The sequence below is a fragment of the Rubripirellula lacrimiformis genome (assembly GCF_007741535.1).
Taxonomy (GTDB): Bacteria; Planctomycetota; Planctomycetia; order Pirellulales; family Pirellulaceae; genus Rubripirellula; species Rubripirellula lacrimiformis.
The window spans coordinates 4,494,884-4,508,859 of the sequence record NZ_CP036525.1; the positions used below are offsets into that span (position 1 = coordinate 4,494,884).

Here is a 13,976-nt window from a genome sequence, read left to right on the forward strand (position 1 = left end):
TGCACCGACGCCTAACCTGCCATCGTTCGCGATAGCTGCTGTCCAAACTGGGGCGTATTGCGAATCCCCGGGCACTAGCGGGCCGCGGGTCCGGTTCGACCGAAGGCATGGTCCAGCTCCACCTACAACAGCAGTTTGGGATTCGGTTGAAGTTTCGCGATCCAATCGGCAGGCAATGGTGTCTCCGGATCCAGTTCAGCCAGTAGCTTGGCGTGGTCACGTGCGATGGATGCGTAATCGTCGGACTGGACCGGGAACTTTTGCAGGGCCAGTCTGGTCGCAGCCAATCTTCGTTTGGGATCCTTGACATTGTTCTTGTGTGTGATCCTTCGATAGATCGACCACTTTTCGTTGCCCTTGCCAAATTCCCGATCAAATGTCTCGGCAGCCCCCGCCGCCAGATCCATCTTGCCCGCCAAGACGTAATGCATCGTCAGTTCCGCCAGTGCAGCCTCGCGCATCAATGGCGACGACGAGGACTCCATACGGTGAAGAAAAGCGATGTCGTCACTGCTGCGTGCCGCTGTTGCCACGCGAGACAGATGCGACGGGCTGATCCAGTTTCGATCCAACTGCATGAAGATTGCGAAACACAGGTCGCGTTGTCCGCTCAAATAAGCATTGTGCGCCGACTGTGCCAAGAACTGGCGATCGTCCCAAGGCAGCAACGGTGCGCCGTTCTTTTTCGCATCGCTATCCGCCAGAGCTTGATTGATCTTCACACGAAGGGGTTCAAACGCATCGGCGTGGCCCGATTTGGCAAGCTCCCGGGCCATCCACTTGGCAAATCCTAAATCACCTTGGCTCAGCATCTCCTCCGCTAGCTTGATGACTTCATTGATTTTGCCTTGCTCGATCATCAAGTCAGTATGTGCCCCCGACCGACCAAGAAGATCGCGATTTAAAAAGGCAACCTCATCGGGTGGCATCGTAGGATTTGACATCCGTCGCAGATGGACGTTCAACAACTCCGGCAGTTTCGGGACGATGCTGCGCAAAGTTTTCTCGTCATGCTTTCCTGCGAAGATCCGATACGCTGCCGCAAGTCGATTGACGCTATCGGCGTAGACGTTTGCATACTTTTTGGTTTCATGATTGGTCACGATTGCCTCTGGCACGCGAGCCAGTGCCGCCAATTCAACCGCTTCATCTTCGACCAAATCGATGAGCGAGAACGCTTGATCGAACTGATGCTTTTTCAAGAGCTCCGTGGTCGCAAACAGAACCGGATGCCGGTCGGTACCACTCAGATCCCACATGGCAAACTTAGGCGGAATCAACAGCGGGACAGAGGACGAAAGTTCGACCATCAACTCGTAACGCTGCGATTTGGCAGCCATGAGTGCCAGATTCCTGGCATAGCCAATGCGTGGTTCATCGGCCAGCTTCTCGATTTGCTTGCGGTAGTTTGGCAATCGCTGCTGAAAACCCTGCCATGTCATGGCCGCGTAAGCTCGCATCGCGACGTCTCGAATCCTCACTTCCGAAATCAGGTCGTCCGGACGCGTCGTGGCAATTTCATCGGACAGTCGCCAGATTCTATCGGGCTCGCCAAGTCGATAGTATGCATTCGCCAATTCTCGCTCGCAAACGTACCGAAGCTTTGATTCGTTCAACTGTCGCCAGAAAGCTTCGACCAGATCTCCGTGCCCCAGACGTGTTAGTTGTCCGGCAACACTATCGACCATGTCCGCACGGCTCCCATCTGGCTGGGAATTCAGATACGCGAGCGCATCATCTATCTGTCCTTTGGAGACGTGATGCATCAAGACTGCTGATCGAATGTCTCGGACCGCTCGGAAATACGAACTGCTAGCACGCCGATCCCACTCCGCCGATCTTGGCGTCCCGTCAGGGTCGGTCAGTTGATCAAAGGCGTCCAACGCAAACTGCGGCCTGTCGTTTTCTAATGCGGCTTCGCAAATCTCAGCAATCGCATTGCTGTAGGAACCAGGACTGAACTTGCCATCTTTCGTCGAGCCCAAGGGTGCTTTGGCTAACCACTCGACGGCCTCGTCGTACTCACCGTTCTCAGCCAGTTGAACAACAAGTTTCGGCAATCGTCCCCATTCCTCCATTTCAATCGCCCGAGTCATCCAATTGCGTAGTTGAGTGTTATCGGAAGACTTCGCCACTGCCCCGTTTTGCCCCAGTGCATCGCTAAGGTTGAACGTAACCAAGCAGACCGTTCCAGCCAGGATTGCAAGCACCGACGCGGTCACCCATGGCCCCGCACTTGTCGAAGGCGATGGCCCGGACATCAGCCGACGCACGCGACCGAGCAGCGATCCACCATCGGCGGACATGGCCAGAGTTTGACTCGACGACTGTTGGCGACTCTCCTCTAGCCAGACCAGAAGCCTGGCATACGCGACTCGGTCGCCAGTCAAACCAGCGGCAATCTCGTCACAACATTCTTCTCGCTCGATTCTGATGCGGCGAGACACCCACCAAACCGCCGGGTGATAGAAAAAGACGGTCTCCATGACAATCTGAAACAGGTTGACCAAGTAGTCGTGCCGGCGAACGTGAGCCAGTTCATGAGCGATGACGGCTTCGAGTTGCGCGGTGCTCAGACCGGTTGCGGCGCTGGCCGGCAATAGCACCAGCGGCTTTAGCCACCCAATCACGGTCGGCACTTCAACGAGCGTTGACTGAGCGACTTCGATGACGCGGCCGACGCCGAGGCGCTCAGCCACGCATTTCGTTGCCGTTTCAATGGACTCGGAAACCGTCGTGCGTCCGCGTGATCGGAGCGTACGAGTGGCCCGCCAACCGATCAGTGGTCGCAGTGAAAGCAGAACGATGCCGCCAAGCCAGCACGCGAGGATAAGATTCATCCAACGGACCACGAAGTCCGTGATTGCCGCGAGAATGCGTTTGGCAGTGAATCTTGTTGCAGATTCTTGCGAGACAGGACTATTGTTAAGATCAACGACGATAGAGGCTTCGATCTCAACCGATGGAATCACGCTGGCGCTTAACGGAGTCAACCCAGCGTTCTGAATCTTGGTATCGATGTTCCCTCTCGTGTCGATCGACGCAGCGGCCGCCCGCAATGGACTAGACGAAACATCCGGCGTGACGGCAAAGAACGTGACGGCCGCCACGATCACCATCAGCAACATCGCCACGCACATGACCCCATATCGCCCGCGCGGGCTACGCCCTCGCAGCAAACGCAGACCGATCCCCAACGCTACCGCGATCAAGGCGAATTGCCAAAACGAATGCACCAACATCCAACTGATTCGCTGAGCCACTTGGTGGAAGATGATCTCGTTCATGACTTGCCTACCATCTGATCCAACAAGTCGCGGATCTGTTGCAACTCCTCTGCCGTCGCCTTCTTGCTCGATAGAGCGTGCATCATCAAAGCCGCTGACGACCCGTCGTAGACCTTGTCGATCAGGTCGCCCAGCATCCGTTTCTGGGTACGCTGTTGCGGCGCCGCCGGACGGTAAACCTGCGGCTTGGCGTCGTCATCACGCTTGAGAAGGCCTTTCTCCAACATCACCGACAACATCTTCACGGTCGTCGAATAGGTCGTCTGCTTGAACTGTTGAAGCGAATCATGAATGTTCCGAACAATGCTCGGTCCGTCATCCCAAAGGATCCGCAGAATCTGCAACTCAACCTCCGTCGGCTGCGAAGAAGCGTGTCGTGCCATGCTCTATCCATCCTATCCGCGAAACCTGCCGAACCAAGATAGCGAACGAATTCGCTAACCACTACCCAGGTTAGCGAAAGAATTCGTCACGTCAAGCCGGTCCGGCTTCTTTCGGAGTCTTGGCGAATCAAGCCGCCCCCGTCAGACTTGAAAAAGATTCAGCGGAATTTGCGAAGGACTTAGGGTGGAAACATTCCGCACGCCTAACCAATTTGTGGTGACTTCGTGATAAACGCTGCGGAAGTCGACGTTCATCCGCAGGTCGCCACCGGAAAGATCCTGCAGACTTGGCATGGATCCGATCAGCCCCGGACGAATTTGCCTGCTCGCGACAAAAACGGGTCCTGCGGTTCCGTGGTCCGTTCCCCCCGACCCGTTCTCGGCGACTCGTCGTCCGAACTCGCTGAAACCCAGAACGCAGACTTGATCGGATAGTTCCGATGAATCCAAATCATTCAAGAACGCTTTGATCGCGTCACTGAACTCTCGCAGCAAACGCGAGTGAGTCGGCAGTTGAGCGGAGTGGGTGTCGTACCCGGATTGGATGGCGTAATAGACCGGCGTCGAAAATCCACTCTTGATCAAGGTCGAAATGGTTTGCATGCGGTTGCCAAGCATCGTCGATGGGTAAGACGCACCGCCTGTTGTCGCCAGATGAGTCATTTCCGAAATGGAATGTTCCAAGCCGCTGGCGGTGTCTGTCGCATCTCGCATGGTCTGTGCGACGAACCGATCGAGCGAATTCCCGGACTCTGACGGCGGTGCAGCTGCCGCTTGGTCAGTCGATCGCGGGATTGGATGGCTGAGTCGTAGGTCCGTCAGGTTGGATAGCGTTACAGCGGTGGAACGTCGGCTTTGGATCGCCAATGGCTGACTCTCGTCGCCTAGCAAAACCATGTCGGGATCGCTGTTCCCACGTTCTTGCGAAGATTGCTGCATGGCATCCATCGCTGTGCCCAACCAACCGTGGAAACGCAGAGTGTCTTCGTCACCGATTTCAGCGGAGTGCCAAATCGCCATGCTCGTGTCATGCGAACGACTGGGGTTGGGATAGCCGACGCCTTGCACGATCGCCAGTCTTCCATCCTCGATCAGATCGGCCGCCGCACGCATCGAAGGATGCAACGCCACCGAGTCGTTCAGCTTCAGAAGACGTTCGGTCGGCAATCGCAGTTTGCTTCGATATTGTGCATACCCTTCATCCGCAAACGGAACGACCGTATTGATGCCGTCGTTTCCGCCACTCATTTGAATGACCACAAGTATCTTGCCTTCATGGCTGGACCGTGGATCCTCCGCCGCCGACGTTCCACGGCAGATCAAGGAAGGAAATGCTCCCAGCGAGACAGCGGAACTGTCTTTTAGGAACTCTCGGCGATTCGTTTTCATCATTCCAGTCCGGTGACAGAGTAAGTCCAGTCTTAACCCAAGTGCGCCGCGGTCGATCGCAGCATCATTTCGACGTTTCCAGCTTGCCCTTGGTGACCGAACAACAACTCACTCGCGAAATTGGCCTGAGTGGCTTCACTTGAATAGCCGTGCTTTAAAGCAAGTGCCTCGATCCCAAGCGGTCGCGCCGGTCGATGTAAGTCACCGCGACAGAGCGTGCTGACGAAGTTCGCACGTCCGATCATTGTCCGCGTCGTCAGCCACGATCGTCCTCCCGGCCAGCCAAACACGTTGGGCGGATAGAACAGGTCTTGGCCCAACTTTGTCGACCACTCCACCAGTAGTAACGTGCTGGGCGGGGGATCCAACATCTCCAATGATCGCAGCGGCCCCACCATGAACTGGATCGGATCGAGCACCCGATTTCCGATGTTGTCGTCGGCAAAGAACGCTTCGCTGCGGAGAATGGTCTCAACGGCCCAGCCAATGTCCAGGTCACGCTCGCGAAGACCGCTGGCGAGTTCGCCGAGCGCATCATCTGTGATGACATCTTCGCCAAAAAACGCTTCGCACAATCGGACCGCAATTCGACGGGCAAGCGGTTTCTGTTTCAACAAGATCGCCAGTACATCATCGCCATCGAAATCGCCTTGTTCACCGAGTACCTGCTTGGTTCCGTCATCATGGTAAGCCGCCACCTGCTCGAAGTCGCCGCCACGAACCGTCCAGCCCGTCAGTGCTCGGGCGACTTCCTTCACATCGGTTTCGCTGTAATGACCGACACCCAGCGTGAACAATTCCATCAACTCGCGAGCAAGGTTCTCGTTCGGTTTGCCTTTGCGATTCGCCTTCGCATCCAGCCAAGCCATCATGGCAGCATCTTTGACGACCGCTCTCAAGAGATCGCCGAACTTGCCCATCGCGTGCCTGCGCAACAAGTCGTTCTGACGTTTCATCATCGCCACGTTGGCGACCTTCAAGTTGCTGGTCGCAAAGTGATTGTGCCACATCAACGTCATGCGTTCGGTCAGCGGATCACCCGAATACAAAATCCGGTAAAACCACCAAGCCTTCAGTCGATTGATGTCACCGGAACTGACTGCGGCGTCTCCGATCAGTTGCTGAAGTGAATCAAAATCCGTAGCGGAAGTCGTCAAGACTTTCGGCTCTGCATTTGAATCGTCAACGTCGAAACTCTTGACGAGTTCCGCTACGCCCAGAATGCGATCAACAGTGGCATCCGGCCCCGCTTCCATGTCCCGTTGCAACTCGCTCCAATTCGCACCGAACCCTGCACGTCGATGCAGATGATGAACGCGATGCAAACTCAACGGCGTGGACGCAACCATTTGATAGGGTCGCCAATGCTTCCCAGATCCGGGTGAGGTCATGGTTCTTGCCTTTCAATGACAATCGAACCAAGGTCCTTTGTCTGGCCTGTGTCCGCGCTCTCGTCGGCAAAGAGTTCACCTAGAGTGCGGTTGAACTCCATTCCGCGGGAGGATGCGCGAGCCCCGTATTTCATGCCCGGCATCAGTCCAGAAATTTCAAAACGACCGTTCGCATCAGTCAGCAACGGCTTCCCATTGAGTTTAGGTGGAAACGCTAGCTGGATAGACTGAGGATCGTTGTGGGTCTGAAATGACTTGAAGTCATTTTCAATCACCGAATCGGTGATCGGTTCTCCACTGTCATCCACGATTTGACCTTGGATTCGACCGGCCGGCACCAACGAAACTTCAAGATTTGAAGATTGTTTGCCTTGCAAATCCTTCACTGCAACCGAATCAGATTCAGGATGATAGATTAAGAGACGACGCCCCACTTCGGGATTGTATCCGTCGACTTGGAGTGATTTTTGCGGGTACCCACGCCAACCATCAAAGGGACGCTGGCCCGCAACGTAGTAGTCTTCCACTGGCACACCTTCAAGACCAATGACGGTCACGTTGATGGTCGCCCCGGCGTCCAGTTGAATGTTCAATGCGTCGGGCTGTTCATCATCTGCCAAATCAAGGGGCGCTAGATAGTGAAAGTTCTGTGGCAAGATGAAATGCGGACGTGTCCTGTACAAAGTTCCATTGAACTCAGGATCTGAACGCCAGCGAACGGCTTCCTCTCCGGCACCGCGAGGAAATCGTTGATCCTGGTCAGCCGTGAATGTCAAGATTCCTTTACCAAGCAGCACGGGAATCTCGAATTGCCCTTCTAGATCCGTCGTGTAGCGAGTGCGTTGATTGCCATATTTCAACATCGGCGCCTCCTGTGTCGCGGGGTTCTCAATCAACGGCCAATATTCTAAGTATCCCGCGACTGGCACGCCTGACTCGCTTTCCACGACGCTCCCTCGTTGCAGGACACCTTTTGGCATCTTGGTTACCATGACGGGCTGTTCGGATCCGACCTTCGTGGTTGCGACGACACCGCCGATCAGATATTCAGAACCGGCTGGGGGAATAATACGAAGTTCGCTTTCTCCGATCGGCAAACCCACGAGTTGAAACGTTCCGTCTGCTGCCGAGACGTCTCGGGTGGCTCGCGGCGGCATCGAACCTCCTATGGGGTGACGCGGTGTCCGATATCCTTCGACAACCACATCTTTGATGGGCTCGCCCGTTTGGCTGTCGACAAATTTTCCGTCTACCGGCTGAGTTGCTCCAGCAACGTGCGTGAAACGATTCGGGTAATAGGTTCTTGTTCGCTTGCCACCATTGCTGTCCTCCAGCAATTCAACAGTGTCCCCTGTCTCCGATCGCACGTGCAGAACCGCCGTCTCGATCGTTGGGTGGCGAACCAACAAGTCAGCGATGCGGCCGTCTCCCAACTGTGGAATCTCAAAGTATCCGTCGCCATCCGTCGCGACATCGGCAATCGCACTTGGCTTTGGTCCATCCACGAACGTTCCGTAGTAGAGCGGCCTAAGCTTCTCGCGGGCCGAGTAGAAGTTGGAACCAGAACGCTTGGCTTCGGCATTCCATTCGTCCAGCGAGCCAGACTGCCCTTCCAAAACATCGATCGTTGAAACGTCAGCGCCGACCACTGGACGACCCTCGCTGTCAAGAATTCGACCCCGAACAACTTCGCTGGCTGACGGCAATGCGAGGATCAATGGAACGCTAGCGTCCCTTTTGCCCACGATGTAGCGGCGTTCGGTTTCACTCAGTAGGGAAGCGAGCCTCTCGGAGTCATCAGCTAGGCAAGCTGCCGCGACGGCGATCCCGTACCCGTCTTTCATGGCGACTAGACGGGAAAACTTAATCGTTTCTAGCTGCTGCTTTTTGACAACTGAGCCAAACGGTTCTTCGATCGTGAAACGCCCATTGGCATCGGTCTGCGTCAAAACCTTCGAAAGGTGCCCAGGATCTCCGCTGCGATTCTCAAGCAAACGCAGTGACACTCCGGCAAGCGGCTTTCCCGACTGATCCGTAACGGTACCGATCAGACGCAATGCCAAAATAGATTCAGCGATGGAGGCCATCGTTGAAGTTGATTCAGAACCCTGGGTGTCTTCAACGCTCGCTCCGCGGGCGTTACCGATTTCGATTGACTCGCCCGGCTTGGTGTCCGTCAGGTCAATCGTGAAATAAACTTTCTTTCCGCTTCGACCGCGAGCCTTCATCTTGTAGACATGACCTGCCATCAAACCCTTGATCTCAAATTCGCCATCGTTGTCGCTATGACACCAATGAATCATGAAGTCCAATGGCGGAGCGTTTCCGTTTAGCAGACACTCCTCGCAGGAAACAAAGTATCGCGCCGCGGGAAGACCGGTTTCGTCCTCAATCAAACGTCCAATGACTCGCACGGACGGTTCGAGTTTGACAGCGATCTCCGGCGGTGCGGCTCCTTCGATCCGATACTGGCCAACAAGCGTTTCGTCTTGGTTCTTAAAGAACAATTGACGCGGTCCCTTGCCGTCGTAGCCGTTGACCATGAACCGTTCGGTCAAGAGTGCTTTGTCGGGACTATTTGGGGTCCAGTACGGGTCACCTTCCGTTAACCCGAGGGCGTAGAGATTCGAAATGGGTTTCCCATCGGGGCCGACGACGCGGCCAGGAATGCGAACACCTCCATCGAGCGTTAGGTCACTCGTCAATGAGGTTGCGTCTTTGGCAGGATTGATCTGTTTTAGCAGATGCCAATCCGAGGCTGGGAAGGGAACCGGTATTGTCGGAATTTTACCGGTCGACGGATCATAGCCATCGATCGTCTCGGCACCGGCGGCGAGCGGATAGCCAGGATCGAGCGACGTGACCAACAACACCCCAGGACCTGACAGACCGGGCAAACGATAACGGCCGTCACTGTCCGTTACGTATCGCTGATAGACCCGGACAGGACCAATCATCAGCTTGGGATCCCAACCGGCAATATCTATCGCGTATGGGTTCTCAGCCATTGCCATGTATTCGATCGCCGCCGATCGTGGTTCACCACTTTCTTTATCCGTGATACGCCCTTCGATCCAGACGCCCCGCTTGACCTGAATCTCGATACGCTTCGTTTTGCCATCTTCCAGATTCAGCGAAACTTCCTGCGGTGCAGGTAGGTAAGGTTCGGATTTCGGCGGCACGGCTTCAATAATGTGCCCGTCGCCCGGCGGCATACCAATGATGCGAAAGCGACCTTGCTGATCGGTCACCGCACGCATGTGGTGGGTGTCGAGCCGCAACTTTGCGTATTCGCGTCGGAATAGTCGCTCGACAGAGACCAATACGCCTGCGATAGGTTTGCCCGTGTCGTAGTCCGTGACAGTCCCTTCGACCGGAATCGATGGGGCGGCGAAATAGTTAAAGTCTCGTCCAACGAACAAGTCCTTCGTTCCGTCGGGTTTTTGATCCCTGTATGGCAGGCTGGCCGTCTCCATCTCGCGACCGACAACATGCACGGGGCGGGCTTCGATACGTTCGTCTTGAAAGACGAGCGTGGCTAGTTGATCATCGCCGATGCCGCGAATTTGAAACTCGCCGTTTTCGTCCGTCTTGATCCGAGGGAAGAGTTTTTGCAGCTCGCTTCTGGCAAGTCCGCCGGCGACGCCAGTTGAACTCATCGCGTCATACACGCCCTGCTTCCAAGCATTCTCCAAGGCGTTCATCAACTGCGGAACGTTTGGTTGACGAAGGCTTTCGACGAACACGGTCACGTTCGACAATCGGTTGCCTTCCAGATCGACCAGCCGCCCCCGCACCGGTTGCGATTCGGGTCGGATGACAAGCGTTCTGCTGGCGAACCGTCCATCGCCAAACGCGTCATCGATTCTGGACTGCAGTAGATCTCTCTCCTTACTGGGAATCGGATCGTCCTGGAACACATCCAGTGGTAACCAATCCATCCCATGCCCATCAGAAGTTGCAACGATTTGAACTCGAGCGAATCGAGGACGCTCGCGGATTTCCGAAGTCGTTGCTTCATCAAGCAAGAAGTCAAAACGGCCAAGGTCATCGGTTGAACCCAACTCACGCAGCAAACCCTCGCGATTCTCCTTGTTCACTTCGCTATTGAACTCGAACGACGTCACTGCCAACCAAATCTTTGCGCCGCCTACTGGGCCTCCGCTTTGTTCGCGGACAAAACCACTGATCTCAATCTCGCTTGGTTCCGCTTCGGATTTCGCAGTCGATTCATCAATCGAGTTCTGCGCCGTTGCCATGGTGACGGTCCCAAAAGAAATGGCGGTCAGCAGACCGACGGTTGATGCCAATACAAACACCCAACCGCGTTTGCTCAAGATGGTTTGCGTATCACGTGTTTCATCGAGCAATCCAGCCACGCGTTGTTCCAATTTCCAGCGCGACGCGAAGAAGCCGACGCTGCCGGGAATTGTTTCGGGCTGCTGAACGAGTTGGGCGAGCGACAGCAGTGTGCGGCTGTAGACGGGGGCGTCGGTGGTTTCCAACACAAAGTTGTCGCAAACCTCTTCGCGGGCTTTGGCGAGTTCGCGGTTGAGCTTTCGCACCAGCGGATGCGGCCAATAGATCGCGGCGACGAGGTTTTGCAGCAAGACCACGATTTGGTCTCGCCGGACGACGTGTGCGACTTCATGAACGAGGACTTCGGCAAGCTCAGCCGGGCTCGACTCGGCAATCAAGCGTTTGGGGAGGGCAACCGAACCGGCGAAAATGCCCGCCGCGAGTGGGCCGGAGATTTCGTCGGACGCAACTAACCGGGGCGTGCGTTTTTCATGGCAACCAGCCAATGCACAGGCTTTCGTAAACGCTGCCACGTAGTCAGGATCGGTGATGGGCTCCGCTCGGCGTAAGATCCCTGCCAACCGGATCCAGCCAATCGTCATTCGCATCAGCAACAGCATGGCTCCCACTGCCCAAACGACCGTGGCGATGGTCACGATGATCGCCAGCCGCTGCATCGGTGAGCGAGAGTCTTTTGCTGCGGGCGTGGCTGCGGAAGGGTTTGCTGGAATATCGGCAGCCATCATTGGCTTGCTCATGACGGGCGTACTTGCAACCTCTTCCATGCTGCTCGCGTCCAAGACCGGCGGCGTGATGGATGGATCGACTTGCTGTGTTGGCAAGCTTTGCATCGGCGCGTCGTTGGCCTGAGCTGGTTGCTTGGTAAAGGCAACCGAGGCTGCTGGAGCGGCTTCACTTGGCAAAGCGAGTGCCAACCAGCCACTGCCTTGAGATTGAACAAACGCCGAAACGGCAGGACTCGCCAACACCAACAGCAGCCCGCAACACAGAATCCAATATCGCATGGCGGCTCGCTTGCGAAACAACATCGCGACGCACAGCAAAACCGCTGTTAAAACGGTCGAGTGAATCAGGACGTTGATCACCCACAGGACCAGTTGGTCAGAAAATAGATTCATGATTGACCTCCGGGTTTCTTGTTCAGTTTCCGATTAGGGTTCTTCGATGACTTGACTTCCGCTGTGTCGATCATTTCACGAATCCGGTCGGCCTCATCCGCCGACAACCCGCGGTACTCCATCAATGCAGTCACCATTTCCTCCGGCGAACCCGCGAATAGCCGGTCCACCATCTGGGCGACCTTCGCGCCAAGCGACGCCGTGCGGGGCCGGTTGGCGGAATACCAAAAAGTTCGGCCCTCTTCCCGGTGCTTGAGCCAGCCACGTTCTTCGAGGCGGACGATCATCGTTTGGATCGTATTGCGAGCGACTTCGCGTCGCTGAGCCAATCGCTGGCGCACCTGGCTGACGGTGACCTCCTCCTGATCCCAAACAACTTCCATGATCTCCCGCTGCGCTTCGGTCAGCGGTGTCGAGTCCGGCTTCGCCATGTTCAGAGTTCCCAAAAGTGCTTTCTGCCTACTGCGTGTAGGCATTGTTACCGACACGCCGTAGGCAAGTCAAGCATTTGTACTCACATTTTTCGCCGACATGGATTGATGCCTTCTGTTTACTCTCATTGATTTAGTCCAGTAAACGTCCCAGCAAAACCAAGGTGGCCGATGAACACGACGCAACTGGGGACGAGTGCAACTGCAAAACATGCAGGTGCTGTGGGAAAACGAGCGGGCGGAAGGTCGCGTGTATGAAGCCGAGACCGACGAACCATTTCACGGTTCGCTCACCTACTACTGGTTTCGCAATCGCAGTTTGGAAGCAGAGCACAACGGTGTCTTCCGGGCCTACTTTGATGGTCGCTACTTCACCGATTCCGACGGTCGATTCCGAATCCCCGTGATGCCAACACCAGGCATCATCGCGTTCAGTACTGGCAATCGGGATCAGCAGCGCATGTCGGCATACTCACGTGGCTATGGCGAATGGGAGCTAGCGAAGTATCGCGGCGGAAGGTCCCCTGACAAGAGTCACTTAGATCGCTTCTCTGTACCTTGTTTCACTGAAAAGTAGACGCCGCCGATGCCTTGTCCGGTCTTGGGGTGATAGAAAGAGACATGGGGGCTGCCCGTCGTCGTGATCACCTTTGAAAGAGTGAATGAATGCGTTCCCTTTTTCGCGTGCATCGTCTGGCTTGGCTGAATGGGTGTGCCAACGGGCGTCTCGCCAGGCTTCGGGGTGACGGTTGAATAGAAACTTAGTTCAGCGTCGTCGATGCTTTCGAGGGTGTATTGGCCCTTCACCGTTACGGTCGCTCCGACCTCAAGTTCGTTGCCGCTGGTGGTCACCGATTCGATCTCGATTTTGTCGCCGGGATCGAACGAGGAGTTCCCGAGAACAAAATCAATGGGCTGAGGGGAGCCCGCCGAGGCGTCAGGATTCATTTTCCGCTGCAACAAATCAGTGTTTTGTCCTCAACTTCGCGTGTTTCGTAGCCGCCTTCGCCGTAGTACGACATGTGCGCCGGGGCCTGAAGGATGCCATCGGCGTCGATGATGTAGACCGTTGGATAACCTTCAATTCCCCAATCCAATTGCAGTGGCCCATTGAATGGCTGTGGGATGACAGTCCAGTTGATATCACCACGTTTCACCGCCGCCTTGATGCTCGCCGGGCCGTCGTTGCTCATAATGCCAACGACCCGGACGGGAAACTGCCTATACTTGGCTAACAACTGCCGCATGGGAGCGTACGTGTCGGCATAGTTGTCACTCGTACTCTGGGCAAACAACAGCACCACAATTTTTCCACGCAAATCGCTCAACCGAAATGCCTTTCCGTTGATGTCGGTGCCAACCAGTTCAGGCACTTCGCGGCCAATGATGACTTTGTTGATCGCATGGGAGAGGCGTTGAGCCGCTGAACCGCCATCAATCTTTCACGTTCATCCAGAACTTTTGGAGATAACTCATGCCCCGACCAATTTGCTTCGATTTCCAGCTCATCAAGGCATGATCCTTGTTGCTGGTTGTGTGGATCGGATCCTTCGATATCCGCATACGCCCGGCCACCGCCCAGCATCGCGAGCGAAATCAAAGCCACCGATCCTGCTGACGAGGCTCACTTGAAACACGTCTACGCTGGACAACCTGA

The 13,976-nt window shown here is 55.6% G+C and carries 10 protein-coding genes; 1 reads left to right on the plus strand and 9 read right to left on the minus strand.

The window, feature by feature from the left end:
- Positions 1–122 precede the first annotated feature (122 nt).
- The 6 genes from K227x_RS15665 to K227x_RS15690 form a co-directional block, all read right to left on the minus strand.
- Positions 123–3,287 (minus strand): M56 family metallopeptidase, encoded by a 3,165-nt coding sequence (locus K227x_RS15665; RefSeq protein ID WP_145170866.1) that lies wholly within the window; start codon positions 3,285–3,287, stop codon positions 123–125.
- A complete protein-coding gene (locus K227x_RS15670) occupies positions 3,284–3,670 on the minus strand; it encodes a BlaI/MecI/CopY family transcriptional regulator (RefSeq protein WP_145170868.1) in 387 nt (128 codons plus the stop codon). The genes K227x_RS15665 and K227x_RS15670 overlap by 4 nt, the downstream gene beginning before the upstream one ends.
- Before the next feature lie 141 nt (positions 3,671–3,811).
- The gene (locus K227x_RS15675; protein WP_246145835.1) at positions 3,812–5,062 is read right to left on the minus strand and encodes a DUF1501 domain-containing protein; all 1,251 of its coding nucleotides are present in this window, start codon (positions 5,060–5,062) and stop codon (positions 3,812–3,814) included.
- 29 nt (positions 5,063–5,091) lie between these two features.
- Complete coding sequence (locus K227x_RS15680; protein WP_145170870.1) at positions 5,092–6,450, minus strand: DUF1800 domain-containing protein; 1,359 nt, start codon at positions 6,448–6,450, stop codon at positions 5,092–5,094.
- On the minus strand, positions 6,447–11,888 hold the full coding sequence (locus tag K227x_RS15685; RefSeq protein WP_145170872.1) for a M56 family metallopeptidase: 5,442 nt from the start codon (positions 11,886–11,888) through the stop codon (positions 6,447–6,449). Before K227x_RS15685 ends, K227x_RS15680 begins: the two co-directional genes overlap by 4 nt.
- Complete coding sequence (locus tag K227x_RS15690) at positions 11,885–12,319, minus strand: BlaI/MecI/CopY family transcriptional regulator (protein WP_145170874.1); 435 nt, start codon at positions 12,317–12,319, stop codon at positions 11,885–11,887. Before K227x_RS15690 ends, K227x_RS15685 begins: the two co-directional genes overlap by 4 nt.
- Before the next feature lie 196 nt (positions 12,320–12,515).
- Between K227x_RS15690 and K227x_RS15695 the strand changes: the two genes are divergently transcribed.
- Positions 12,516–12,896: a hypothetical protein gene (locus K227x_RS15695; protein ID WP_145170876.1), complete on the plus strand. Its 381-nt coding sequence runs from the start codon at positions 12,516–12,518 to the stop codon at positions 12,894–12,896.
- Here K227x_RS15695 and K227x_RS15700 read toward each other — a convergent pair.
- The 3 genes from K227x_RS15700 to K227x_RS30630 are packed head-to-tail and all read right to left on the minus strand — an operon-like array spanning position 12,854 to position 13,919.
- Positions 12,854–13,267: a hypothetical protein gene (locus K227x_RS15700; protein ID WP_145170878.1), complete on the minus strand. Its 414-nt coding sequence runs from the start codon at positions 13,265–13,267 to the stop codon at positions 12,854–12,856. The two genes, K227x_RS15695 and K227x_RS15700, sit on opposite strands and share 43 nt — an antisense overlap.
- Complete coding sequence (locus K227x_RS15705; protein ID WP_218933287.1) at positions 13,264–13,692, minus strand: peroxiredoxin family protein; 429 nt, start codon at positions 13,690–13,692, stop codon at positions 13,264–13,266. The genes K227x_RS15700 and K227x_RS15705 overlap by 4 nt, the downstream gene beginning before the upstream one ends.
- The gene (locus K227x_RS30630) at positions 13,644–13,919 is read right to left on the minus strand and encodes a hypothetical protein (RefSeq protein WP_218933288.1); all 276 of its coding nucleotides are present in this window, start codon (positions 13,917–13,919) and stop codon (positions 13,644–13,646) included. Before K227x_RS30630 ends, K227x_RS15705 begins: the two co-directional genes overlap by 49 nt.
- Between the last annotated feature and the right edge of the window lie 57 nt (positions 13,920–13,976).